22 protein-coding genes are annotated in these 23,096 nt (G+C 70.5%); 12 read left to right on the top strand and 10 right to left on the bottom strand.

Features of this window, described 5'->3' with window-relative positions; genetic code table 11:
• Positions 1 to 23: 23 nt before the first annotated feature.
• Positions 24 to 1,358 carry an SGNH/GDSL hydrolase family protein gene (locus tag S1361_RS15655; protein ID WP_208032463.1) on the bottom strand — a complete coding sequence of 445 codons (1,335 nt, stop codon included), beginning with the start codon at positions 1,356 to 1,358 and terminating at the stop codon, positions 24 to 26.
• Positions 1,359 to 1,552: 194 nt separating this feature from the next.
• Here S1361_RS15655 and S1361_RS15650 point away from each other — a divergent pair, with 194 nt between their 5' ends.
• Complete coding sequence (locus S1361_RS15650) at positions 1,553 to 2,866, top strand: DUF445 domain-containing protein (RefSeq protein WP_243769182.1); 1,314 nt, start codon at positions 1,553 to 1,555, stop codon at positions 2,864 to 2,866.
• A 61-nt stretch (positions 2,867 to 2,927) separates the two neighbouring features.
• Positions 2,928 to 4,502, top strand: coding sequence for an MFS transporter (locus S1361_RS15645; protein WP_208032462.1), 1,575 nt, complete (start codon positions 2,928 to 2,930; stop codon positions 4,500 to 4,502).
• Positions 4,503 to 4,535: 33 nt separating this feature from the next.
• Here the strand turns inward: S1361_RS15645 and S1361_RS15640 are convergent, their stop codons facing one another.
• Positions 4,536 to 5,006: a hypothetical protein gene (locus S1361_RS15640; protein WP_208032461.1), complete on the bottom strand. Its 471-nt coding sequence runs from the start codon at positions 5,004 to 5,006 to the stop codon at positions 4,536 to 4,538.
• Between the two features lie 304 nt (positions 5,007 to 5,310).
• Here S1361_RS15640 and S1361_RS15635 point away from each other — a divergent pair, with 304 nt between their 5' ends.
• Positions 5,311 to 6,261, top strand: a complete 951-nt coding sequence (locus tag S1361_RS15635) for a GlxA family transcriptional regulator (protein ID WP_208032460.1) — start codon at positions 5,311 to 5,313, stop codon at positions 6,259 to 6,261.
• 25 nt (positions 6,262 to 6,286) lie between these two features.
• Here the strand turns inward: S1361_RS15635 and S1361_RS15630 are convergent, their stop codons facing one another.
• Positions 6,287 to 6,592: a hypothetical protein gene (locus S1361_RS15630; protein ID WP_208032459.1), complete on the bottom strand. Its 306-nt coding sequence runs from the start codon at positions 6,590 to 6,592 to the stop codon at positions 6,287 to 6,289.
• A gap of 158 nt (positions 6,593 to 6,750) precedes the next feature.
• Here S1361_RS15630 and S1361_RS15625 point away from each other — a divergent pair, with 158 nt between their 5' ends.
• Positions 6,751 to 7,176 (top strand): Hsp20/alpha crystallin family protein, encoded by a 426-nt coding sequence (locus tag S1361_RS15625; protein WP_208032458.1) that lies wholly within the window; start codon positions 6,751 to 6,753, stop codon positions 7,174 to 7,176.
• 695 nt (positions 7,177 to 7,871) lie between these two features.
• Positions 7,872 to 8,357, top strand: coding sequence for a DUF2267 domain-containing protein (locus tag S1361_RS15620; protein WP_208032457.1), 486 nt, complete (start codon positions 7,872 to 7,874; stop codon positions 8,355 to 8,357).
• A gap of 65 nt (positions 8,358 to 8,422) precedes the next feature.
• On the opposite strand, the gene S1361_RS15615 is transcribed toward S1361_RS15620, so the two are convergent.
• The 4 genes from S1361_RS15615 to S1361_RS15600 all read right to left on the bottom strand — a co-directional run bounded on the left by S1361_RS15615 (position 8,423) and on the right by S1361_RS15600 (position 14,731).
• On the bottom strand, positions 8,423 to 9,388 hold the full coding sequence (locus S1361_RS15615; RefSeq protein WP_208032456.1) for a hypothetical protein: 966 nt from the start codon (positions 9,386 to 9,388) through the stop codon (positions 8,423 to 8,425).
• Positions 9,389 to 9,415: 27 nt separating this feature from the next.
• The gene (locus S1361_RS15610) at positions 9,416 to 10,426 is read right to left on the bottom strand and encodes an SRA domain-containing endonuclease (protein WP_208032455.1); all 1,011 of its coding nucleotides are present in this window, start codon (positions 10,424 to 10,426) and stop codon (positions 9,416 to 9,418) included.
• 42 nt (positions 10,427 to 10,468) lie between these two features.
• A complete protein-coding gene (locus tag S1361_RS15605; RefSeq protein ID WP_208036615.1) occupies positions 10,469 to 13,528 on the bottom strand; it encodes a DEAD/DEAH box helicase in 3,060 nt (1,019 codons plus the stop codon).
• Between the two features lie 192 nt (positions 13,529 to 13,720).
• Positions 13,721 to 14,731, bottom strand: a complete 1,011-nt coding sequence (locus S1361_RS15600) for a tetratricopeptide repeat protein (RefSeq protein WP_208032454.1) — start codon at positions 14,729 to 14,731, stop codon at positions 13,721 to 13,723.
• Positions 14,732 to 14,847: 116 nt separating this feature from the next.
• On the opposite strand from S1361_RS15600, the gene S1361_RS15595 reads away from it, so the two are divergent.
• Complete coding sequence (locus tag S1361_RS15595; protein ID WP_208032453.1) at positions 14,848 to 15,864, top strand: permease; 1,017 nt, start codon at positions 14,848 to 14,850, stop codon at positions 15,862 to 15,864.
• 35 nt (positions 15,865 to 15,899) lie between these two features.
• Positions 15,900 to 16,613, top strand: a complete 714-nt coding sequence (locus tag S1361_RS15590) for a TIGR03943 family putative permease subunit (RefSeq protein WP_208032452.1) — start codon at positions 15,900 to 15,902, stop codon at positions 16,611 to 16,613.
• Positions 16,614 to 16,622: 9 nt separating this feature from the next.
• Here the strand turns inward: S1361_RS15590 and S1361_RS15585 are convergent, their stop codons facing one another.
• Positions 16,623 to 16,835 carry a hypothetical protein gene (locus tag S1361_RS15585; RefSeq protein ID WP_208036977.1) on the bottom strand — a complete coding sequence of 71 codons (213 nt, stop codon included), beginning with the start codon at positions 16,833 to 16,835 and terminating at the stop codon, positions 16,623 to 16,625.
• Positions 16,836 to 16,925: 90 nt separating this feature from the next.
• On the opposite strand from S1361_RS15585, the gene S1361_RS15580 reads away from it, so the two are divergent.
• A complete protein-coding gene (locus tag S1361_RS15580) occupies positions 16,926 to 17,717 on the top strand; it encodes a class E sortase (protein ID WP_208032451.1) in 792 nt (263 codons plus the stop codon).
• A gap of 19 nt (positions 17,718 to 17,736) precedes the next feature.
• On the opposite strand, the gene S1361_RS15575 is transcribed toward S1361_RS15580, so the two are convergent.
• Entirely contained in the window at positions 17,737 to 19,128 is a 1,392-nt protein-coding gene (locus S1361_RS15575) for an MFS transporter (protein WP_208032450.1), read from the bottom strand.
• A 138-nt stretch (positions 19,129 to 19,266) separates the two neighbouring features.
• On the opposite strand from S1361_RS15575, the gene S1361_RS15570 reads away from it, so the two are divergent.
• The 4 genes from S1361_RS15570 to S1361_RS15555 all read left to right on the top strand — a co-directional run bounded on the left by S1361_RS15570 (position 19,267) and on the right by S1361_RS15555 (position 22,016).
• A complete protein-coding gene (locus S1361_RS15570) occupies positions 19,267 to 19,815 on the top strand; it encodes a winged helix-turn-helix transcriptional regulator (protein WP_208036614.1) in 549 nt (182 codons plus the stop codon).
• A 75-nt stretch (positions 19,816 to 19,890) separates the two neighbouring features.
• Positions 19,891 to 20,214 carry a DUF6412 domain-containing protein gene (locus tag S1361_RS15565; RefSeq protein ID WP_208032449.1) on the top strand — a complete coding sequence of 108 codons (324 nt, stop codon included), beginning with the start codon at positions 19,891 to 19,893 and terminating at the stop codon, positions 20,212 to 20,214.
• Positions 20,215 to 20,311: 97 nt separating this feature from the next.
• Positions 20,312 to 21,022 carry a YidC/Oxa1 family membrane protein insertase gene (locus S1361_RS15560; protein ID WP_208032448.1) on the top strand — a complete coding sequence of 237 codons (711 nt, stop codon included), beginning with the start codon at positions 20,312 to 20,314 and terminating at the stop codon, positions 21,020 to 21,022.
• Positions 21,023 to 21,158: 136 nt separating this feature from the next.
• Entirely contained in the window at positions 21,159 to 22,016 is an 858-nt protein-coding gene (locus S1361_RS15555; protein ID WP_208032447.1) for a fumarylacetoacetate hydrolase family protein, read from the top strand.
• Between the two features lie 126 nt (positions 22,017 to 22,142).
• Here S1361_RS15555 and S1361_RS15550 read toward each other — a convergent pair whose 3' ends face one another.
• Positions 22,143 to 23,009, bottom strand: coding sequence for an LLM class F420-dependent oxidoreductase (locus S1361_RS15550; protein ID WP_208032446.1), 867 nt, complete (start codon positions 23,007 to 23,009; stop codon positions 22,143 to 22,145).
• Positions 23,010 to 23,096 lie beyond the last annotated feature (87 nt).

Genomic DNA, 23,096 nt, shown 5'->3' with positions numbered 1-23,096 from the left:
CGCCAGTATTCCTCGCCGCCCGGCTAGAGCTCCGCCTGCCCCGCGCCCCGCAGCGTGCGCAGGTCGAACACCTCGCCCATGGTGCGGTAGCCCAGGTCGCTGGGGTGCAGGTGGTCGCCGGAGTCGTACTCGGGGCGCAGCCGGCGCGGGTCGTAGGGGTCCCGGAGGGCCTTGTCGAAGTCGACGACCGCGTCGTACACGCCGCCGGCCCGGATCTGGGCGTTGACCTGCTGCCGTACCGCCTCCCGGGCCGGGGTGTAGCCCCGGTGGCCCTGGAAGGGCATCAGGGTGGCGCCGACGACCTTCAGGCCGCGGGCGTGGGCCTGGCGGACCAGGGTGCGCAGTCCGGTGAGGATGCGGTCGGGGTCGGCGAGGCGGGGGTTGCGCAGGATGTCGTTGACGCCGAGGTCGACGACGACGACCTTGACGTTGGTCCGGGAGAGCGCGTCGCGGCCGAAGCGGCCGAGGCCGCTCTGGTTCTCGGCGGGCCGGCCGAGGCCGTCGGCGAGGACCTGGTTGCCGCTGATGCCCTCGTTGACGACGCTGTAGCGCGGCAGTTGCTGCCCGTCCTCCAGGGCGCTGCGCAGCCGGCCGGAGAGGATGTCGGGCCAGCGGCGGTTGGTGCCGGTGGTGGAGGTGATGCCGTCGGTGATGGAGTCGCCGAAGGCGACGACGGTGCCGGCGGCCTCGTTGCTGAGCAGGTCGAGGGCCGTCACGTAGCGCCAGTACGGGGTCTGTTCGGTGTACGGGGTGCCGGTCGCGTCCTCGGTGCGGTCGCCGGTGGCGAGGTACGACACCTGGCGGGCGTGCGGGTGGTAGGTGACCGGTCCGGAGGGGGTGGGGGAGTAGGTGGTGACCAGGACGTCGGCGCCGTTCGGGACGGTGATGCGGACGGCGTCGCTGACGGCCTGTCCGCCGGCGGGTATGACGACGCCGGTGCTGCCGTCGAAGGTGAGGCGCCGCATCGTTTCCGCGTCGGCGGCCGCGGTGCCGTCGCCGCTGGAGAGGGCGAGGGACGCGTGGGTGACGGCGAGGGGGGACTGGCCGTAGAGATTGGACAGCGTGACCCGGGCACTCGTACCGCCGGTGCTGGTGTGTACGACGTTGCGGACCGAGCGGCCCGCCAGGCCGGCGGTCTCGGTGCCGGGTTCGCCGGCGACGGGGGCGGTGGCCCAGGCGCCGACCCAGGTGCCGGTGGAGGCGGGGGCGGCGTGCGAGTCGCGGTGCGGGCGGTTGTCGCCGAGGGTGCTGCGGGGGGTGCCGTCATCGGCCGCGACGGTGACGTAGATGCCGGCGGACAGTGCGATGACCAGGGCGATCAGCGCACCGAGCACGGCATAACCATGACGCTTGGCCACTCTTGTGTTGTTCTCCTCGACAGATGGGAGCCCGAGGCTCCGATCTTGCTCACCCATGATGCGTCATGGGCCGGGGAGGTCTGACAGGACCCTGCCACTACTCCCTTCAGACAGACGCGGGGAACTCCTGTTGCGTTCCGGGAGTCGGTCAGGAAGGGACAATTGTGGGCGGGATCACCGAACGGGTGGAGCTGATGGAACCTACCGAGACGGGAACACCGGGGCGGGTCGCGTCGTACAAGACGATGACGGCGTTCACCCCGGCCGACGAGGAGCGCCGGCGCGGAGTGCGCCGGATGAAGCTCACGGCGACGGGCATGCTGCTGTTCGTCGCGGTGGTCTACGTCCTGGCGAAGACGGCCGGGCACGCGGGCGCCGGGGCCTGGACGGACTATCTGGCGGCGGCGGCCGAGGCGGGCATGGTGGGCGCGCTCGCCGACTGGTTCGCGGTCACGGCGCTCTTCCGGCATCCGCTGGGGCTGCCCATTCCGCACACCGCGATCATCCCCACCAAGAAGGACCAGCTGGGTGTCTCGCTCGGTGAGTTCGTCGGGGAGAACTTCCTCTCCGAGGACGTCGTGCGGCAGCGGCTGCGCGCGGTCGGTATCGGCAGCAGGCTCGGGGCCTGGCTTGCGGAGCCGGAGCACGCGGACCGGGTCACGGCGGAACTGGCCACCGCCCTGCGCGGGGCGCTGACCGTGCTGCGCGACTCGGACGTGCAGGCGGTCGTCGGCGAGGCGATCACCCGGCGGGCCGAGGCGCAGGAGATCGCGCCGGGGCTCGGCAAGACGCTGGAGAGGATCGTCGCCGACGGCGGGCACCGGCGGGTGGTGGACCTGGTGGTGGCCCGCGCGCACGACTGGCTGGTGCTGCACCGGGACGACGTGATGGTGGCCGTGGAGGGCGGTGCGCCGGGCTGGACCCCGCGGTTCGTGGACCGGAAGGTCGGCGAGCGGGTCTACAAGGAGCTGCTGCGGTTCGTCACCGAGATGCGGGACATGCCCTCGCACCCGGCGCGTGGCGCCCTGGACCGCTTCCTCACCGACTTCGCCTCCGACCTGCAGTCCGACACCGAGACCCGGGTGCGGGTGGAGCGGCTGAAGGGCGAGGTGCTGGGCCGTGGCGAGGTGCAGGACCTGATCGCGTCGGTGTGGACGGCCGTACGGTCGATGATCGTGGCGGCCGCCGAGGACGAGCGCAGCGAGCTGCGGACGCGGGTGCGGGCCGCGCTGCTGTCCCTGGGGTCGCGGATGGCGACCGAGCCGAAGGTGCAGAACAAGGTCGACTCCTGGGTGGAGGGTGCGGCGGTGCACGTGGTGACGACGTACCGCGCGGAGATCACCTCGCTGATCACGGACACGGTGGCCGGCTGGGACGCCGAGCACACCACCCGGAAGATCGAGGCGCACATCGGCCGTGACCTGCAGTTCATCCGGATCAACGGCACGGTGGTGGGATCCCTGGCGGGTCTGGTGATCTACGCGGTGTCGCGTGGGCTGGGGGCCTGACCGGACTGTTCCGGTGCGCTCCGGGCACCCGGTATCCCGCCTCGACACGGAGGGAGCCCCCATGAGCGCAGCAGCCGAAGCGCCGTCACCGGAGACCGGCCGGACCATCACCACGAACATCCCCGCCCGACTCGACCGTCTGCCGTGGTCCCGCTGGCACTGGACGATCGTGATCGGTCTGGGCACCGTGTGGATCCTCGACGGCCTGGAGGTCACGGTCGTCGGCAACATCGCCGGCCGGCTGTCGGAGCCCGGCAGCGGACTGTCCATCTCCTCCGGGCAGATCACCGGCATCGCCGCCGCCCTGTACGTGGCGGGCGCCTGCCTGGGTGCGCTGTTCTGGGGGCGGCTGACCGACCGCTTCGGCCGGAAGCACCTCTTCATGATCACGCTGGCGGTGTATCTCGCGGCGACGGCGCTGACGGCGGTCTCCTGGGAGGCCTGGTGGTTCTTCCTGTTCCGCTTCCTGACCGGTTTCGGCATCGGCGGCGAGTACGCGGCGATCAACTCCGCGATCGACGAGCTGATCCCGGCGGACTACCGGGGCCGGGTCGACCTGGTCATCAACGGCAGCTTCTGGCTCGGCGCGGTCGGCGGTTCGCTGCTGTCGATCGTCGCCCTCGACACCGACCTGCTGGCCGCGAACGTCGGCTGGCGCCTGACCTTCGCGCTGGGCGCCGTCCTGGCCCTGGTCATCCTGCTGGTACGACGGCACGTCCCGGAGAGCCCGCGCTGGCTGCTGATCCACGGCAGGGACCGGGAGGCGGAGGAGATCGTCTCGGGCATCGAGCGCCGGGTGGAGGCGGAGAGGGGCGAGCGGCTCCCGGAGCCCGAGGGTGAGCTGGAGATCCACCAGCGCAAGAACGTGACCTTCCTGGAGATCGCCCGCACGGTCTTCGGCCGCTACCGCAAGCGGGCGGTGCTGGGTTTCTCCCTCTTCATCGGCCAGGCGTTCCTGTACAACGCGATCACCTTCGGCTTCGGCGCCATCCTGACGAAGTTCTTCGACGTGCCCGCCGACCACACCGGCTACTACTTCGCGGTGATCGCGGTGGGCAACTTCTGCGGCCCGCTGCTGCTGGGCAAGCTGTTCGACACGGTCGGCCGCCGCGTGATGATCTCCTCGACCTATCTGCTCTCCGGCCTGCTGCTGTTCGCCACGGCGTGGCTGTTCGACCGGGGTTCGCTCGGCGCGGGCACGCTGACGGCCTGCTGGTGCGCGGTGCTGTTCTTCGCCTCGGCGGGCGCCTCCAGCGCCTACCTCACGGTGTCGGAGATCTTCCCGATGGAGACGCGGGCGATGTCGATCGCCTTCTTCTACGCCCTCGGCACCGCGGCCGGCGGCATCAGCGGCCCCCTGCTCTTCGCCGACCTCACGGGCACCGGCCGGGTCGGCGACACGGTCCTGGCCTTCTGCATCGGCGCCACGCTGATGTGCGCGGCCGGTCTGGTCGCGGCGGCCCTGGCGGTACGGGCCGAGCGCCGCTCCCTGGAGGACATCGCCCGCCCGCTGACGGCGGTGGCGGGCCGGACCAGGGCGGCGGCGCAGGGGGCGCGGTCGTCCCGGGGGACGCGCGGTTCGCGCGGTACCGAGGGGCGCGGTCCGACGGCACCGCCGGCGGCGAGCAGGCCGTGACGGTCGCCGCCGCGGCGGTGGGTTCCTTCGCTGTCAGGCGCCGGTTGTGGAGCCGGGCCGTACGATCATCAGCACCGTCACGGCCGCCCACAGCAGGTTGAACAGCCCGGTGAACATGGCGAGCCGCACGGCCCGTTCGGGCCCGGCACCGCCTTCGAGGAACGCGGTCTGGGTCGGCAGCACCAGCGCGACGAGCACGAGGGCGGCGAGCGCGGTCAGGGCGATCGACACGATCAGCCAGGCACTGTCGAGCACGCCCATCCGGCCCGCGGTGGCGAACCCGAACACCGGGACGACGACACCGACGACGGCGTAGACCCTGCAGATCCGGTGCAGCAGGTGCAGCGTCCCCACGGCGCCGGAGCCGCGGGGGTCGTCGAGGTCATCGGCTGCGGTGGCCAGGGCCCGGCGGGCGGCGGGCGGGAACATGCTGGCGGCGACGGCGACGGGGCCGACGGCGAGGATCGCGGCGATGACGTGGACGGCGAGGAGGAACTTGGTCACAGGAGGACGGTAGGGGCGGCGTGGATCTTGGAGGAGTGGCAGGAGTGCCAGGGTTCGACGGATTCTCGCCAACGGGGGGGCTGCTGAAAGGTGCCTCACCAGGGAGCCGACGGCAGAGGCCGGTTGCGCCTCGGTGCGTCCGCTCCGGTAGCGGCTCTGCGTTCGCCGCGTCCCTTTCCCGTGACGCCTCCGCCTTCTCGCGTCCGTCCCCGTAGGGCTCTGCCTTCGGGTCTGCCCGCTCCCGGACCCCTCTTGACGACGAACCCTTGTCGGCGACAACTCGTCGTACCCCTACGCTCTCGCCATGCACACCGTGGCCGTACTGGCGCTGGACGGCGTCATCCCGTTCGACCTCTCCGCCCCCATCGACACCTTCGGCTGGGCCCGGCTGCCCGACGGCCGGGAGCCGTACCGGGTACGGGTGTGTTCGGTGCGGGAGGAGGTGAGCGCGGGTGCCTTCACGGTCCGGGCGCCGTACGGCCTGGACGCGCTCGCGGAGGCCGACACGATCATCCTGCCCGGGGTCGCGGAACCACCGCGGACGCTGCCGCCGGGGATCGCCGAGGCGCTGCGCGCGGCGGCGGCGAACGGCACCCGGATCGCGTCCATCTGTGTCGGCGCGTTCCTCCTCGCGGCGACGGGCCTGCTGGACGGGCTGCGCGCGACGACCCACTGGTTCGCGGCCGCGGAGCTGGCCCGGCGCCACCCGGAGGTGACGGTCGACCCGAACGTCCTGTACGTCGACAACGGCCGGTTCCTGACGTCGGCGGGTGCCGCGGCCGCCCTGGACATGTGCCTGCACATGATCCGCAAGGACTTCGGCTCGGCGGTCGCCGCGCACGTGGCCCGGATGTCGGTGATGCCGCTGGAACGGGAGGGCGGGCAGGCCCAGTTCATCGTCCACGACCTGCCCCCGGCCCCGGCCGGCACCACCCTGGAGCCCCTGCTGGCCTGGCTGGAGGACCACTGCGACCGCGATCTGACGCTGGCCGGGATCGCGGCGCAGGCCGGCATGAGCACCCGTACCCTCAATCGCCGCTTCCGGGAGCAGACCGGTACGACGCCGCTGCAGTGGCTGCACCGGGCGCGGGTGCGGCGGGCCCAGTATCTGCTGGAGACCACCGGGCACCCCGTGGAACGCATCGCCGTGCAGACGGGTTTCGGCTCACCGACGGCCTTCCGGGAACGCTTCCGGAAGGTGGTGGGGACGAGCCCGCAGGCGTACCGGAGGGCGTTCCGGGCGGGGGTGTCGTGAAGGTGAGTGCCGTGAAGGTGTGGGCTCAGGCGGCCTTGCGGTCGGCGACGGCCCAGGAGGCGACGGCGACGGCACCGGCGACGCCGAGCACGGACGGCCAGGCGCCGACCTTCTTGGCGAGCGGGTGGGATCCGGCGAACGCGGCGACGTAGGCGGCGGTCAGCGCACCGGCCGCCTTCCCGCCGGCCCGGCTGCGCCACTGCTGGGCCGCCGCGGCACCGGCGACGGCCAGGACGGCCCCGCCGAGCTGCCGCTTCCTGGTCCAGCGGGCGACGCCGTAGCCGCCGATGAGCCCGGTGGCGGCGACGACCGCGCTGGGAACCCTGGCCATGAGTGCCTCCTCGTATCCCGGATGTCCGTCCCGAGGCTAACGCGCAGGCGAGCGGCGCCCGCGAACCTGAGTCGAGGCTTGTCAAGTTTCCAGCGGAGAGTTATATAAGAAGCCGTAGGGCATCGCACAACAGCCCCTGACGAGAGGAGTGACCTGTGATGCTCATGCGCACCGACCCCTTCCGTGAACTCGACCGACTCGCGCAGCAGGTCCTGGGCCCGAACGCCCGTCCGTCCGCGATGCCGATGGACGCCTACCGGTCCGGTGACGAGTTCCTCGTCCACTTCGACCTGCCCGGCATCGACCCCGAGACGATCGAACTCGACGTCGAGCGCAACGTCCTCAACGTCCGCGCCGAGCGCCGCAACCCCGCTCCCGAGGACGCGGAGATGCTGGTCGCCGAACGGCCCACGGGCACCTTCACCCGCCAGCTGTTCCTGGGCGAAACCCTCGACACCGAGCGCATCGACGCCTCGTACGACGCCGGCGTCCTGACCCTGCGCATCCCGGTGGCCGAACAGGCCAAGCCACGCCGCATCCAGATCACCGGCGGAGGCGGCGACCGCAAGCAGATCAGCGGCTGATGACCGACGGGGCCGTTTGGCGGGAGCCGGCGGGGCTTGGTGTCGCCGGGGACGGATTGCCTGGTGGCGCCGGTGGCGGATGGTCAGGAGCGATGCCGGGTCTGCGGGTGACCGACAGGGCCGGTCTGGCCGGTGACCCATGGGACCGGCGCGATCCGGGTTTGCCGGTGACCGACAGGCCCGGTCTCGCCGACCAGCGATGAAGCCGGCGACCTCGTTTCGCCGACGACCGCCAGATCCGCACTCGTCGGCCACCGACGGCCCCGGCGCACCCAGGACGCGTCGGCAAACAGCGGCCCCCCGGCGGCCTCGCCCGCGCCGGTCACCTCCGGTCGTACCGGCGCGGCGGTCCTGTGTCCGCAGCAGGTACCGGCCCAGTGGCCTGTCCGGTGCCGGACCCGTGCGGCTCCCGCCACCGCCCGCCGCGATCTCACCCCCCGACGGAAACCCTCCACGATCCCCTCGTACGGAGACCCACCACAACCCCGAAGACCGCGCGGCCCCTACAGCCCACACGCCCCCGAACACTCCCTACAGCCCACACACCCCACACAGCCCCGAACACTTCCGAAAGGCGGCACACACCGCAGAACCCCCACCAGTCCCACATTGGCCGAACTGCCGCCCATGCCCGCTGCATTACGGGGTACCGGGCTTCCGGTGCCCCGAAGTGTCCCGGAGGAGGAGCCACCACGATGACCGTGACGACCCCGCAGCCGAGAATCGCCATCCCCGCCCCGACCACGACCCCGCGCCCGCGTGCCAAGGGCGCGGTGGAGGACGCCGACTGGCTGGAGTTGACCGAGGCGGTACGCGAAGCGGGCCAGTACCCGACACGGGCGGAGGCGGAACGCGTCACCCGGATCGTCCTCTCGGCCCTGGGCGGACACGTCACCGGCGACGAACGCGTGGCCCTGGCCCAGGCCCTCCCCCGGGAGGCGGGCCGCGTCATCGCTTCCCAGATCCCCGCGACCCACCCCCTGACGGCCCGCGAGTTCGTCGAGTCGGTGGCCACGCGCATCGAGGGCTCGACCCCGGCGACGGCCCGCTGGGACGTCAGCTCGGTCCTGAGCGTCCTGTCGAACCACATCGGCGAACCCCTGACCAGCCGAGTCCTCACCCAACTCCCCCCGGGCTACGCCCTCCTCTTCGGCCGCGCGGACCTGGCGCCGACGGCATAACGACCACAAGTGCCCCGGGCGCCGCCCCAGAAGGCGCGGCGCCCGCCGCTTCTCACCGTGCCCCGCTAAAAGAGCGTTGAGGCCGCAGGCAACGCGAAGTACGGCCCGGGCCAGCGCACCGAACCGTCTCGGTCGGCTTGTGCCACGTGTTGCAACAGCAGAGCCGTTGGATCCTGTAGGTCTACTTCAGCGTCCTTGCCCAGCAAGCGAGTTGTGAGGGGTATGGAGGGGTAGGCTATTCCGAGCAGGCTGCAAATATGCTCGAACTCGGCGTTTCTGTTGTCCTGGCCAAGGTTGCCGTTGAGGTAGTCGCGCAGTCGTGAGCAGATATCAAGCATCGCGTTGCCGCTATCGGTAACGTCATAGATGCCGCCTTGGAGGCTCTCGCTTTCCAGAAAGCCGATGATGAAGAGTCGCTCGGTCTCGTAGCGCAGTGCGTCCAGGCTGACGTCCAGGGATTTCGCCGTATGTCTGTGGTTGCGATAACCGTTCTGCTTGACGTGGGAGAGTATTGCAAGAGGGAGGCCGGGACGTCTTGAGGCGGCGAAGCGTTTCACATCCTGAGGGGTCAGCCCGCCGAGAGCCACATGCATGAGTAGATCCCTCGTTATCTCCTCGCGCAGGGAGTCGTACGTGGACTTCTCGGTCTTCTCGTCGCCTGTCTTGAAATCCGCCGGCACCCAGAAGACCCGCAACCGAGCCAGTCGGTCCCGTAAGGGCGTGTCGAGATGTGACTGAGTTACTTCAGCGAATCGGGTGCGGAGCCGACTCTCATGGCGGGCAATGTAGACCGCGGCAGCGATATCGCGCTCATTGAGGAGCGTCCTGAGGTCTTTATCAATTCCGTCGCCGCCGTGCTGCCACAAGGTCTGTCCAACGACTACCTTCGACCAGTCCTTCTTGAGGTCACAGGAGAAGTCGAAGAGCTTGCGCTGTCCCTCCGTGTAGCCGAAGAGTCCCGATCTCGAAGCGCTCTCCATGATGCGAAGGGCTGCGTGTGAGAGAAAGTCGTGCTCCGGCGATGTTGCCATGGTGACTCCAAGGGTGCGGGCAGGCAGTTACCTTGCGGTGTTTCTGACGTATCCGTGGTCACCCTGATAGATGACGCTGATTCCCTCCGTGTGGAGAAGGTCTAGCAAGTCATCTTGCGGTCTTTCCGGAAGGAGTGCGGCGAGCTTGGGGCGCGGCTCGATGTGCCGCACATAGTCTTTGAGCTGACCTATAGCTATGCGCACTTCCTCGCGGCTGCCTTCGCCGCGTACCGAATAAAGCTCGTGCTCGGTGGCGTCATAGAGGTCGGTGGTGAGGATGGTTGTGGTGCCTGCGATCTTTATTTGATACGCGAAGACTTCATGTCCTCTGTGGATGAGTTCCTGAAGGTACTCGTTGCGAAGCGTCGACTGGCGGAGTTCGGCGATCAGGCTCGGCTGAGCTGCGCGTCTGCTCTCTGCTGCGCGCTTCTGCCGTGGTGCGACCTTCTTTGCGGTGGTCGTCTTAGGCTCGGGTAGCTTGGTCGTAGCGACCCTTGCCAAGACTCGTTGTGCCTTGGTCTTTTCCGCGGGTCTGACCAGGTCCTGGGGCAGGCGCTGGTATTCTCCCGTGGGGCGCAGTCGGAAAACGATGATGCGGCGCGGCTTGTGATGCTGGTCCTTCGCCTCGCGCACGGTGTACGGCTGCTTAAGGTCCAATGCGAACTCGCCGACGTAACGTTGCTGCTTGGCGCCGGACTTGGAGCCAGGAACCTTGCCCTCTGCCATGAACACGCGAAGAGATCTCCCGGCTTCCGCGTGGTACAGGACAGCCGCGTTGCGGGAGCCCTTCGTTCCCAGAAACGTCTGGTCTCCGCTGGTCCCCTGACCCGTGTACTCAAATATCGGCCCGAGGTCGTCCTCCTCCGCCAGCCAGCCGTCCTCGTAGCCGTACTGCTTGCCACTGTCGTGATCTACGTAAATCAGGATGTTTGGGGTGATCGTCGAGGGGAGGATCCCGCCCTGGCTCCCTCCGCCGAACAGCTCATCCATGTCCGCGCGCGTGGTCAGGAGCCCAGGGGTGATCGAAGGTATGCCCATACCTTGACGTTAGCTGACCGCACTGACACCAAAGTTGCTCAACTAGCCTGCGTTGACAGCCGCGTAGCTCCAGGCATCGGCCGGCAACTCATGCTCCAGTCGCCATGTGATCGCCATCGGCTTGCTGCCGGTGTGGTGCTCATAGGTGGCCGGCCCGAGGAACATCCACGGCTGCGACTTGCCTATGTCGGTGCTCTTGTAGCGGCGCATGAAGAGGAGAACGTGACTGCCTCGGCGGACGTGGTGCTGGTAGCGCAAGCCGGTGGGGGAGCTCTCCGACGTGGCGTTCTGTGACTCCCAGTGGAAGAGCGTCGGGCTCAGCGCGTAGTCCTTGTAGCGGATCGTGGGAGAGAAGTCCTTCTCGTTCTTTTCCAGCGTGATGAGGAGTGCGTCGGTCTTCAGCTCTTCGACCCACTGCACGCCCTGGGCAAACGACCTGGGCATCTGGCCACCGAAGCGAGCGACGCCGAGCGCCGCGAGGATCTCTGAACGGTTGTAGGCGCTGTGCACCTTCAACGGGAGTGCGCGGTGGGGGCCCGAGAGGTCGATCGGGTAGTGATCGGTCTGCTCACTGACCCACTTCAGTACCTGCCGCAGCTCGTCGCGGACTGCCCGTTGGGTCCGCAGCGCTTCCAGCCCTTCCTGGAAGCTTGTGAACCCCCCAGCGTCGTCCCACAAGTTGAAGAAGAGCATGCGGGCGTACGCCTGCTCCCTTGTCCCTAGGCTGTCGTAATCAGAGGCATCATCGGCCAATAGTCTGAGATAGGCATGCGCCCGCTCAGGATCGTCTACGTGTAGAAAGGCGTGAACCCGCTTGAGGAGTACTGCTTCTCCCGCGGGTGCTGGCTCTTGTACCAGACCCGCCTTACGCAAGGTGGCTGTCCAGGAGTTGCCGCTCTTGTAGAGCTCCTTGATCTCACGTCGACTCTCCCGGAGATAGTCCGCGAGGCGCGGGGTGCGGTACTCCTTTATCTCCTTCACGAGCGTCTTGATCGTGGCACCTAGTTGCGAACGGATGTTCCCCAGGACGAGGTCCTTCGCCTTGCCTTCCAGGATGACCTGGCATCCGGAGGGGAGTTGCGGGAAGTCGTGCTCGATGTGGTCGACCAACCGGTTGCGTGAGAGGTTGGTTAGAGCGCGGAACTGCTCTTCAAACCGGAACTCAGCTCGGTGCTGACCGATGAAATCAAGAACAGTGACCACCGGCTTGGTTTCCGTTCGGCGAAGACCCCGGCCCAATTGTTGGAGGAAGACGGTCGCGCTGTTGGTAGGGCGCAGCAACAACAACGTGTCGATGTCGGGGATGTCGAGGCCTTCGTTAAACAGGTCGACGGAGAAGATGACCTGAAGCTCACCGCTTCGAAGGCCGGCCAGGGCTTGTGCCCGGGCCTCAGTGGTTGAGTCGCTGTCGAGTGCTACGGCTTGGAAGCCGGCTGAACGGAAGAACTCGGCCATGAAGTGCGCATGAGCCTTGGTCACGCAAAAGCCGAGCGCGCGCATGACGCCGGGGTTGGACACCTTGTCGCGGATCTGCTTGACGACAATGCGGGCGCGGGCGTGGTTTCCGGTGAAGACCCCGTCCAGGTCTCGATCGCTGTAGGAGCCCTTCTGCCAAGTGACGTTGGTGAGGTCGGTTCCGTCGGGGATGCCAAAGTAGTGGAAGGGGCACAGGAGATCGTTTTCGAGGGCTTCCCACAGACGTAGCTCGGCCGCGATGCGACCGTCGAAGAACTCATCTTGCACATTGAGGCCGTCCATGCGCTCAGGAGTCGCCGTGAGACCCAGGAGCTCCTTAGGCTTGAAGTGCTCGATGATGCGACGGTACGTGGCTGCCGTGGCGTGGTGAAACTCATCGATCACAATGATGTCGAAGTGCTCAGGTGCAAGCTGCTCCAACCGCTGGACGCTGAGTGACTGCACACTGGCGAACACGTGGTTCCAGTGAACTGGGTCTTGCCCTCCGTAGAGCGGTTCACCGAAGGATGCGTTGTCGAGGACCTCGCGGTACTTGCGGAGGGATTGGTCGAGGATCTCCTTACGGTGGGCTACGAAGAGCAGCCGCGGATATCCATCGCCCAGTTTCTTGCGCAGGTCGCGGTAGTCCAGCGCGGCCATCACGGTCTTTCCGGTGCCCGTTGCCGCTACGAGGAGATTGCGGTTGCGGCCGCGGATCTCTCGCTCGACGCGGAGGCGTTCCAGCATGTCCCGCTGGTGCGGGTAGGGGCGTACCTCAAGGCCGGACAGACTGATTCTTAGGTCGGCGGTAGGACTGGACCCACCGGCCTGAGCCAAGGCTCGGTCAAGGCGTTCGCCATCGGAGTCTGGGTCGTACCTCTCGAACGCGTTGTCGTTCCAGTACGCGTCGAAGGTCGCCTCAAACTTGTTGAGCACCGCTGGCGTGGCTACCGAGGACAGTCGAACGTTCCACTCCAAGCCGTCGAGGAGCGCCGCCTTTGAGAGGTTCGAACTGCCGACGTAGGCCGTGTCAAAGCCGCTGTTACGTCGGAAGAGCCAAGCCTTGGCATGCAGCCGGGTCGAGCGGAGTTCGTAGTTGACCTTCACTTGCGCGCCGAAATCGCGGACAAGGCGATCCAAGGCATGCCGGTCGGTTGCACCGATGTAGGTGGTCGTGATGACACGTATGGGCACCTTACGGTCCCGGGCGGCGCGTAGTGCGTCTTCCAACACCCGCAGGCCGTACCACTTGACGAACGCGCACAGCAGGTCGATCCGGTCAGCCGTCGCCAGTTCCGCTCGCAGCTCGCTGCCCAAGCTCGGATCATCCGGCGAGTTGGTGATCAGGGCTGTTTCCGACAGCGGGGTGAGCGGACGCACGGCATACACGCCGGGTGCTTCCTGTTCCGCCAGAGCGAGCAGTTGGCGCGGTCCCTCCGCGATGGCACTCGTGGCCTCATCTGCGGAGGGGACGCTCGACAACGCCTGCAACACCCGATTGACGAGGGAGACTTGCTGGTCCGGCGGGACTTGACTGAGCCTTCGCCCCACAACCTCACCGACGTAGCGCGCCAGCACGTGCGGGGTGGACTCGGGGCTGACCTCGACGTCGATGGCCTTCCAGCCGGCGGCCTCCAGACCTTTCATCCGCTCCTGGACAGCTTCGGTGATGAGCTGCTCATAGATGCCCGCGACTGGCTTGCTCAGGCCCCCCGATTGCGTCACGCCGGCTCCTTCATCAGTGTCGCTGTCCCGCACGGTTACTCGTGCCGGTTCTGATCCGTTCTAACAGCAGACACTGACAAGCGTGGGCGGACTGGGCGCGAGGCCCTTAGCTGCCTAGGCTCCGTGGCAGCTCTCGTAGCTCTCACCCGCCCCACACCAACACCCCGCCCCCCGCCCCGGAGGCCAGGCCACAGCCCTCCCCCGGGCCGCCAGAGTCGTCGCGTACTGCGGCAGCAGGGTGGGGTCCGCCGGGGAGGTGCCCTCCGAGGCTGCGAAGGCCTCGTACGAGGGGACCGTGCCGGTGACGATGCCCAGGTTGGCCGTGCCGGAGGCGGAGAGTTCGCGGAGGGAGGACTCTATGGTCGACAGGTGCTCGGCGTGGGACGGGTACTCCGTGCTCAGCGTCGGGTACGCCGACAGCAGCTCCGACAGTTCCGGGGCCGGCCAGTGCAGGACCGCCACCGGGAACGGGCGGGACAGGGCCTCGCGGTAGGCGCCGAGTTCGGCTCGGAGGCGGGAGATCTCCGCCACCAGTTCCGCGGGGTTGTCCGAGCCCAGGGACCACACGCGCTTGGGGTCGTGGAGTTCGTCCAGGGAGACCGGGGAGGTGTGCAGGGTGTCCGCGAGGGTGTCCCAGTCGTCGTGCGGGAGGCCCAGCATGCGGCGGACCCGGTGGCGGCCGTAGAGGAGGGGGTGGGTGGTGGCGGGGGGCTCGTCCGAGGACCCCAGCAGGAGGCGGGCGGCCTCACCGAACGTCTCCGCCGCCGCCTCCAGTTCGTCGTGCGATTCGAGGGCCTCGGCCACGATCACCCAGGGAGCCGGGTCCCGGGGAGCCGCGGTGCGGATGCCCTCGATGATCGCCCTCGCCTCCGCCTCATGGCCGTACTCCCACAGGTTCGACGCCTTCAGGGCGCGGACCAGGGCCGGGTTGTCCAGCGTCTCGGCGGACGCGAGCAGGCGGTCGTACAGGGTCGTCGCCGCGGGGCGGTCGCCGGACAGTTCCAAGTGGGCCGCCGCCCGCAGGAGGAGGGTCTCGGCGTCCTCCGGGTACAGGCCGGCGGTCCGCTCCAGGCGTGCCGCTTCGGCGGTGTGGTCGACGTTCTCGGCAGGCGTGTCGGGGCGCATGGGGGACACCGTACTGCCGGGCGGTGACAAAAGTGAGGTGCCCCCAGGGGGGTGTGCATCCCGGTATGGATATATGGATATCTTCGGTGCCGACATCTACACGGGGTGGAGCCGGCATGCAGAAGACGGGTGCGCTGGTCGTGGACGATCAAGCGGCTGTCCTGGACGACGGGCGTGAGCCGCCCCGGCACTGGCCCCTCCTTCTCGTCGGCGCCGCCGTCGTCCCCGGTACCCTCCTCTTCCTCCTCGGGCGCTGGGGGGACGCCCCGGCCGTGCAGGCCTGGCGGACCGTGTGCCTGGCCGTGACCGTGCAGGCCCTGCCGTTCCTCCTGCTCGGTACGGCCCTGTCCGGAGCGATCAACGCCTTCGTGCCGGAGGGGGTGTTCAACAGGATCCTGCCCCGGCGGCCCGTGCTCGCCGTACCCGTGGCCGGGGTCGCCGGAGCCGTCCTGCCGGGGTGCGAGTGCGCCTCGGTGCCGGTCGCGGGGAGCCTGATCGGGCGCGGGGTGCCACCGGCCGCCGCCTTCGCGTTCCTGCTGTCCGCGCCCGCCATCAACCCCGTGGTGCTCACCGCCACCGCGATCGCGTTCCCCGGGAACCCCGCCATGGTGCTCGCCCGGCTGCTCGCCTCCCTCGCCACCGCCCTCGTCATGGGGTGGCTGTGGCTCCGGTTCGGGCGGGCCGAGTGGCTCAAGCCCGTCGTACGGCACACCGGGCACCGGCCGGGGCGCAGCCGCCTCGACGAGTTCCGGCGCGGGTTCCAGCACGACTTCCTGCACGCCGGCGGGTTCCTGGTGCTCGGTGCCATCGCCGCGGCCACCTTCAACGTCGCCGTCCCGCGCTCCGTGCTCGACACCTTCGCCGCGGCGCCCTGGCTGTCCGTGCTGTTCCTCGCCGGGCTGGCCGTACTGCTCGCGGTGTGCTCCGAGGCGGACGCCTTCCTGGCCGCCTCGCTGACCGGGTTCCCGCCGGTGGCGCGGCTGGCGTTCATGGTGGTGGGGCCCATGGTCGACCTGAAGCTGATCGCCCTGCAGGCGGGCACCTTCGGGCGGGCCTTCGCGGTGCGGTTCTCCGCCGCCACCGTCGTCGTCGCCGTCGCGTGCAGCGCGCTGACCGGATGGGGGCTGCTGTGAAGCCGACAAGTGACGCCGGACTGCCGGGGGCCGCCGTGAAACGTTCGCTCCAGGCGGGCCTCCTCGTCCTCTGCGGGCTCGGGCTGCTGCACGTCTCCCTCTTCACGGACCTGTGCCTGCGCTACGTCAAGGAGGGCATGCGGCTCCCGCTCATCGCCTCCGGGGTCGTCCTGCTCGTGCTCGGGATCGCGAGCGTCGTACTCGACAGGGCGGAGGAGGCCGATGAGCACCACCACCACGGCCACTCCGGTGTGCCCCGCGTCACCTGGCTGCTCCTGCTGCCCGCCCTCAGCCTGCTCGTCTACGCCCCGCCCGCCCTCGGCGCCTACACCGCCGCCCGGCAGCCGGCGAAGGCCGTCGTCCACGACAGCGACTTCGATCCGCTGCCGCGCACCTCGCCACTGCCCATGACCCTCTCCGACTTCACCAGCCGGGTACGGCAGGACCGGGGACAGGCCATCAAGGGGCGCACGATCCGGATGACCGGGTTCGTCACCCCCGGGGACGGCGGGAGCTGGGAGCTGACCCGGATCATCCTCAACTGCTGTGCCGCCGACGCCCAGTCCGTGAAGGTGCGGATCCACGGCGGGCCCGCCCTGCCCGCGAACACCTGGGTGACGGTCACCGGGACCTGGCACCCGGGCGGAACGCTGGGCACGGGCTCCGCGCAGGTCGGGCTGGACGCCCGTACCGTCACGAAGGTGCCCCGGCCGGCGAACGGCTACCAGGACGCCCTGCCGCTCGGCTGAACCGGCCCGTCACACGGTGACGCCGTCGACCTGCAGCGTCTGCACCGACTTCGCCGCGCATGGCACGGACACCGACGCGCCGTTCAGGTACGCGTCCGAGCGGGCGGTGTAGCGGTCGCCGCAGGGCGACCGCGGCGAGGCGGGAGGCGTGCCGGCCGTGGTCCAGGACCGGAGGTTGTTGCCGCCGTCGGCCGTGCCGGGCGGGTTGTGGTCGGAGCACATCCACCACATCCCGGCGCGTGCCCGTCTGTCTCTGGCCAGTTGGGGACGCCGCGCCTATGGTGCGGGCGGTTCCGGTGGAGGTGGGCGCGGATGCGGGCTGTGGCGGGCGTGCGGGTCGTGGGGCACGGCGATCGGCGCAGGGGCGCCCGGCGCAGGCGGGTGCTGTGGAGCGGGGGCGAGGTGCTCGTGACGGCCGGGCTGGTCCTCCTGCTGCTGGTGGTGCACCAGCTGTGGTGGACCAACCGCGAGGCCCGGCGCGGGGCCGCGCGCGAGGTGGCGGCGCTGGAACGGGAGTGGGGCAGCGGTACGACGGCCGGCCCCGGCGCACCTCCCGGCGGTTCCGGTACGGCCTCGGCCCCCGGATCCGCCGCCCCCGCCCCCGGCACGTCCCGCGCGCCGCGGCGGGACGTACCCGCGTCCCCGCCCCGGCGGTCCCGGGCGTACGCCGTGCTCAGCATCCCCCGGCTGCACCTGCGCGTCCCCGTCGCCGAGGGAGTCGGCAAGGCGGACGTGCTGAACAAGGGGTACGTCGGTCACTACCGCGGGACCCAGCAGCCGGGCCAGGCCGGGAACTTCGCGCTCGCCGGGCACCGGAACACGCACGGCGAGCCCTTCCGGTACCTGCCCCGGCTGCGGCGGGGCGACGCCGTCGAGGTGGAGACGCGGACGGCGACGTACACCTACGGCGTCGACCGGATCCTGCCGCGCACGTCGGCGCTGGACTCGGGGGTCGTCCGGCCCGTCCCGCGCTCGCTGGTCCGGCCCGGATACGGCTACCACGAGCCGGGGCACTACCTCACCCTGACCACCTGCACCCCCGAGTTCACCTCCCGGTACCGGCTGGTGGTGTGGGCCGAGCTGGTGTCCGTGCGGCCCAGGTGAGCCACCGGCCCGGCCACCCTCACGCCCGCTCCCGCAGCGCCAGCACGCTCACCGCGCCCGCCACCGCGAGCCCCGCCGACACCAGCAGCGCGAGGTTCGCGCCCCGGGCCGGCCCGTCGGCGGAGGTGGCGACGGCGATGGTCAGGGCCACGCCGGCGCAGGAGCCGACGTAGCGGAAGGTCTGCTGGGCGCCGGAGCCCATCGCGGCCCGCTGGGGCGGCACCGATTCGACGGCGAGCAGCGGCAGCGCGCCGTTGAGCAGACCGCTGCCGACGCCGCCGACGATCAGGCCGGGCAGCAGGCGGGGCCAGGAGCCGGAGCCGACCGCGCCGAGCATCGCCGCCATGGCGATCGTGTGCAGGGCGAAGCCGAGGGCGAGCTGGGTGCGCGGGGCGACCCGGCCGGCCAGGTGCTTGACCTGGAGGGCGACGGCGAAGCTCAGTCCGGACCAGAGCAGGAACAGCCATGCGGTGGCCGGCGGGGAGAGGCCCAGTGCCTGCTGGAGCAGCGCGGGCAGGAAGCTGAACAGGCCGATCACGGCCAGGCCGGTGAACAGGCCGCCCGCGGAGGAGGCCAGGAAGCGGCCGTGGCGCAGGAGGGCGAGGTCGATCATCGGGGTGCCGGTCCGGCGCTCCACCGCGACGAACACCGCGACCAGCACGACGGCCGCCGCGAACAACAGGCCGACCGGTGCGCGCAGCCAGCCGTCCCGGCCCAGGGTCAGGGCCGCGACCAGGGCCACCAGGGCCAGTCCGAAGGTGAGAGCGCCCAGCACGTCCGGCCGGCCGCCGCGCGGGGCGCGCGACTCGGCCAGCGCCCGGGTGCCGAGCGCGGCCACGACGAGGGCGGCGGCGCCCAGTACGACGTAGCCCGCCCGCCAGCTCGGCAGCGCGCCCGCGAGCAGCGGGCCCACGGCGATGCCGCCGCTGACGAAGGCGCCCCACACGCCGGTGGCGTGCAGCCGGCCGCGCGGGCTGGGGAAGGCGTGCACGATCAGGCCGAGGCTGCTGGCCAGCAGGGCCGCGCAGGCCGCGCCCTGGGCGATGCGGGCCAGGGTGAACTGCCACGTCGACGTGGTGAACGCGGCGAGGGCGGTGGTGAGGCCGAGGGCCAGGGTGCCGGAGAGGAAGATCCGGCGCCGGCCGTGGTCGTCGGCGAGGCTGCCGGCCACCAGGAGGAGCGCGGCGAGGCCGAGGGGGGCGCCGTTCAGCAGCCAGGCCTGGGCGGAGAGCGGGGTGTGCAGGGCGGAGGCGGTGTCCGGCAGCGTGACCATCGGGGCCGTGTAGGTCATGAGGGCCACGGCGGTGGCCGCGCTGGTCAGGGCGAGGGTGGCGCGGGGGCGTACGGGGATGTCCGGGGCGGGGGCACCGCGTACGGCCGCGGGGGTGGTGGCGGAGTCGAGCCGGGTCATGGCCTGTCCTGTCGTTCCGGGGCCCCGGTCGGGTCCGCCGGGGTCTGCCACAATCGGTTCAATCATTGAACCTAGGTCCGCCGCCCACCGTAGCACCGTCGGTTCGTTCACTGAACCCGCAGGTGGTCGATGGTTACAGTGGATGGCATGGCACTGGGCAAGGACTACGTGACGCAGGAGTGCTCGATCGCCCGGGCGCTCGAGGTCGTGGGCGAGCGGTGGACGCTGCTGGTCGTCCGCGACGCGATCTACGGCGTCCGGCGCTACAACGACTTCCTCGTCCACCTCGGCATCCCGCGCGCCGTCCTCTCCGCCCGGCTCCGGACGCTCACCGAGGAGGGCATCCTCGAAAAGCGCCGGTACCAGGAGGCCCCGCCCCGCGACGAGTACGTCGTCACCGAGCGCGGTGCCGCCCTCTGGCCCGTGCTCCGCGCCCTCGGCCGCTGGGGCCGTGAACACGTCGACGGCAGCCGGCTGCGGTCCTTCCGGCACGCGGACTGCGGAGGGGACGTCGAGCCGTCCGGAAAGTGCGCGGAGTGCGGAACTCTCGTGCCGGTCGCGGACGTTGTCATGGTGCCGGGGCCGGAACTGGACTCCGCCCCGGCGGATCCGGTCAGCAGGGCGCTGCTGCGGCCGAAGCGGCTGCTGGAGCCCCTGGTGACCGATCCGGTGCACCTGGCAGACTGACAGGCAGTCATACGACGGGCAGTCATACGACAGACGGTCGAGCGGCCGTCCGTCTCGCGAAGGGGGGGAGTGCTGATGGCCGGCCGTGTCGCCGTCGCGCGCCCCCTCGCCCTCCTGCTGCTCCTGGCGCAGCTGCTGGTCCTCCAGACCACGCTCCTCGGCACCGGCGGCCTCACCACCGCCGTCGCCCTCGCGGCGACCGCCACCGCGGCCGCCGCGCTCACCGCCTGCGCCCTGCTGGCCGCACGCAGCGTGCCCGCCGTACCACCCACCCGCGTCCGCACGGCGATACGCGACCGGGCCCGCCGTACGGCCTTCCTGCCCCAGCGCGATCCCGACGCGCCCGGCCGGCGGCGGCCCAGAGCGCCCGGGCACGCCGGTCCGGCGACCGCCGCGTAGGGCACGTCCTCGCATCTCCTCAGCGCGTGACCCCGCGCGGGTCGTCATGCCGTTCTCCGCTCCTTTCGGCACGACGAGACCCCCGGAGGGCTCACCCATGTCCGTTTTCGCCCGTCTGGTCGAGCACCTGGCCGACCTGCTCACCCCGCTCTTCCACGCCTCCGCCGCAGCCGCCGCGATCGTCCTGTTCACCGCACTCGTACGGCTCCTCGTCCACCCGCTGTCCCGGGCCGCCGCCCGCGGCCGGCGCGCCCGTGCCGCGCTCCAGCCGAGAATCACCGCACTGCGCGAGAAGCACGCCGGGAACCCGCAGCGGCTCCAGCAGGCGGTGCTGGAACTGCACGCCGAGGAGAAGGTCTCGCCGCGCTCCGGCTGCCTGCCCAGCCTGCTCCAGGTGCCCGCCTTCTTCCTGCTCTACCACCTCTTCTCCAGCTCCACGATCGGCGGTGAGGACAACGCCCTGCTCGGCCACCGGCTGTTCGCGGCACCGCTCGGCGGACGCTGGGCGGACGCGATGGCGGACGGCGGGGTGTTCGGCCCGGCCGGAGTCGTCTACCTCGGCCTCTTCGCCGTCGTCGCGGCCGTCGCCGCCGTCAACTTCCGGCGCGCCCGGCGGACGATCGCCGAACAGTCCGCCCCGGCCGCCGCCGGCGACCAGGTGCCCGGTCTCGCCGCGGTCACCCGGGTCACCCCCTTCCTGTCCTTCTTCACCCTCGTCACCGTGGCGGTCGTCCCGCTCGCCGCCGCGCTGTACGTCGTCACCAGCACCGCCTGGAGCGCGGCGGAACAGGCGCTGCTGTCCCGCTGAGCGGCGCGGGCCGTCCCGTTACGGTCCAGTACGTGAACATGGTCTTGCGGACTGGACGGGCGAATTGGAGGATCAGCCAGTCCTCCGATGGCCGCACCCGTCGGCGGGGCGCCCGCGATCGAGGGAGATTGTGACCATGAAGCTGCTGCGAGTCGGTACGGCAGGGGCCGAGCGCCCCGCGCTGCTCGACGCCGAGGGGACCCTGCGGGACCTGTCGGGCCTCGTGGACGACATCGACGGCGCGCTCCTCGCCGACGACACCGCGCTCGACCGGGTGCGGGCGGCGGCCGCGTCCGGTGAGCTGCCCGCGCTGGACGCGGCTGGACTCCGGATCGGCCCCCCGCTCGGCCGCATCGGCAAGATCGTGTGCATCGGGCTCAACTACCACGACCACGCCCGCGAGACGGGTGTCGAGGCGCCGCCGGAGCCGGTGGTCTTCCTCAAGGCGCCGGACACGGTCATCGGGCCGCACGACACGGTGCTGGTGCCGCGCGGCTCGGTGAAGACCGACTGGGAGGTCGAACTCGCGGTCGTCATCGGCCGTACGGCCCGCTACCTGGACTCCGCCGAGGAGGGCCTCGCGCACGTCGCCGGGTACGCGGTGGCGCACGACGTCTCCGAGCGGGAGTTCCAGATCGAGCGCGGCGGCACGTGGGACAAGGGCAAGAACTGCGAGACGTTCAACCCGCTGGGGCCGTGGCTGGTGACGGCCGACGAGGTCCCGGACCCGCAGCGGCTGCCGCTGCGGCTGTGGGTGAACGGAGAGCTGAAGCAGGACGGTACGACGGCCGAGCAGATCTTCCCCGTGGGGGAGGTCGTGCGGTACCTCAGCCGGTTCATGACGCTGTACCCCGGGGACGTCGTCAGCACGGGCACGCCGGCGGGGGTGGCCATGGGGCGGCCCGAGCCGAAGCCGTACCTGAGGGCCGGGGACGTGGTCGAGCTGGAGATCGAGGGGCTCGGGCGGCAGCGGCAGGAACTGAAGGACGCGTAGGCGCTCCGCCGGGAGCGCCGGGGAACTGCGGCATCGCCGCCGGCTGCGGGTGGTTCTCGGCCGGTCGCGCCCGCGCGGCGGGGCCGCATGTCGAATGCGGCCCCGCGCCACCCGAAGCCGGACCGGTTACCCGAGCAGCGAGGCCAGCCGGCGCCATTCCTCCCTCGGCAGGACGCTGCCGTCGGCCGCGGTCACGACCTGGAGGGCGACATGGTCGGCGCCCGCCTCGTGGAAGGCGCTGACGCGCTCGCGGATCCGGGTCTCGTCGCCCCACGCGAAGACCGCGTCGATGAGGCGGTCGCTGCCGCCGCCGGCGATGTCGTCCTCGGAGAAGCCCAGGCGGAGGAAGTTGTTGGTGTAGTTGGGGAGTTCGAGGTAACGGGCCAGGTAGGCGCGGGCCGTCTCCCGGGCGCGGGCCGGGTCGGCCTCCAGGACCACCTTGAACTCCGGGGCGAGCAGGGCCTGTTCGCCGAGGATCTCGCGGGCCTGCGCGGTGTGCTCGGGCGTGACCAGGTAGGGGATCGCGCCGGCCGCGCGGTCGCGGGACAGGCCCAGCATCTTCGGGCCCAGCGCGGCGAGCACGCGACGGCCGGCGGGTACGCCCGCCTTGTCCAGCTCGTCGAGGTAGCCGGTCATGGCCGTGTACGGACGGTGGTAGCCCTCCACCAGAGGGCCGTGGCTCACACCGAGGCCCAGTGCGAAGCGGCCGGGATGGGCCGTCTCCACCTCGGCGAAGGCGGCCGCGGTCGTGGCCGCGTCCTGCTGCCAGACGCTCTGGATGCTGGTGCCGACGACGATGCGGCGCGTCGCGCCGATCAGCGGGGCCGCGTGGTCGGCGGTGCTGTTGCCGCCCAACCAGAGGGCGCCGTACCCGAGTTCCTCCAGCTCGGCCGCGGCCTCGTCCAGTTCGCCGCGCCGGGCCGGGTCGTCCGAGCGCAGCTCGACGCTCCAGACGCCGTAGCGGCCGGTGGTCTCCTTCAGCGAGGTGGTCATCGGGTGCGTCCCTCCGGTGGTGTGCGGTGACGTGATCATCACGTCGTCCGACACTGCCAACCGGAGGGCACCCGGCCGTGATTCCCG

It is taken from the genome of Streptomyces cyanogenus (genome assembly GCF_017526105.1).
Classification (GTDB): Bacteria; Actinomycetota; Actinomycetes; order Streptomycetales; family Streptomycetaceae; genus Streptomyces; species Streptomyces cyanogenus.
This window is presented reverse-complemented; position numbering and strand designations above follow the sequence as displayed.

Excerpts from the sequence above, each read along its gene's own strand:
- S1361_RS15585 (WP_208036977.1), bottom strand. The coding sequence starts at position 16,835 with ATGTGCTCCGACCACAACCCGCCCGGCACGGCCGACGGCGGCAACAAC.
- S1361_RS15565 (WP_208032449.1), top strand. The coding sequence starts at position 19,891 with ATGGCCGGCCGTGTCGCCGTCGCGCGCCCCCTCGCCCTCCTGCTGCTC.
- S1361_RS15605 (WP_208036615.1), bottom strand. The coding sequence starts at position 13,528 with ATGAAAGGTCTGGAGGCCGCCGGCTGGAAGGCCATCGACGTCGAGGTC.
- S1361_RS15550 (WP_208032446.1), bottom strand. The coding sequence starts at position 23,009 with ATGACCACCTCGCTGAAGGAGACCACCGGCCGCTACGGCGTCTGGAGC.
- S1361_RS15580 (WP_208032451.1), top strand. The coding sequence starts at position 16,926 with ATGCGGGCTGTGGCGGGCGTGCGGGTCGTGGGGCACGGCGATCGGCGC.
- S1361_RS15615 (WP_208032456.1), bottom strand. The coding sequence starts at position 9,388 with ATGGCAACATCGCCGGAGCACGACTTTCTCTCACACGCAGCCCTTCGC.
- S1361_RS15575 (WP_208032450.1), bottom strand. The coding sequence starts at position 19,128 with ATGACCCGGCTCGACTCCGCCACCACCCCCGCGGCCGTACGCGGTGCC.
- S1361_RS15625 (WP_208032458.1), top strand. The coding sequence starts at position 6,751 with ATGCTCATGCGCACCGACCCCTTCCGTGAACTCGACCGACTCGCGCAG.
- S1361_RS15555 (WP_208032447.1), top strand. The coding sequence starts at position 21,159 with ATGAAGCTGCTGCGAGTCGGTACGGCAGGGGCCGAGCGCCCCGCGCTG.
- S1361_RS15620 (WP_208032457.1), top strand. The coding sequence starts at position 7,872 with ATGACCGTGACGACCCCGCAGCCGAGAATCGCCATCCCCGCCCCGACC.
- S1361_RS15610 (WP_208032455.1), bottom strand. The coding sequence starts at position 10,426 with ATGGGCATACCTTCGATCACCCCTGGGCTCCTGACCACGCGCGCGGAC.
- S1361_RS15645 (WP_208032462.1), top strand. The coding sequence starts at position 2,928 with ATGAGCGCAGCAGCCGAAGCGCCGTCACCGGAGACCGGCCGGACCATC.
- S1361_RS15600 (WP_208032454.1), bottom strand. The coding sequence starts at position 14,731 with ATGCGCCCCGACACGCCTGCCGAGAACGTCGACCACACCGCCGAAGCG.
- S1361_RS15650 (WP_243769182.1), top strand. The coding sequence starts at position 1,553 with ATGGAACCTACCGAGACGGGAACACCGGGGCGGGTCGCGTCGTACAAG.
- S1361_RS15595 (WP_208032453.1), top strand. The coding sequence starts at position 14,848 with ATGCAGAAGACGGGTGCGCTGGTCGTGGACGATCAAGCGGCTGTCCTG.
- S1361_RS15635 (WP_208032460.1), top strand. The coding sequence starts at position 5,311 with ATGCACACCGTGGCCGTACTGGCGCTGGACGGCGTCATCCCGTTCGAC.
- S1361_RS15560 (WP_208032448.1), top strand. The coding sequence starts at position 20,312 with ATGTCCGTTTTCGCCCGTCTGGTCGAGCACCTGGCCGACCTGCTCACC.
- S1361_RS15630 (WP_208032459.1), bottom strand. The coding sequence starts at position 6,592 with ATGGCCAGGGTTCCCAGCGCGGTCGTCGCCGCCACCGGGCTCATCGGC.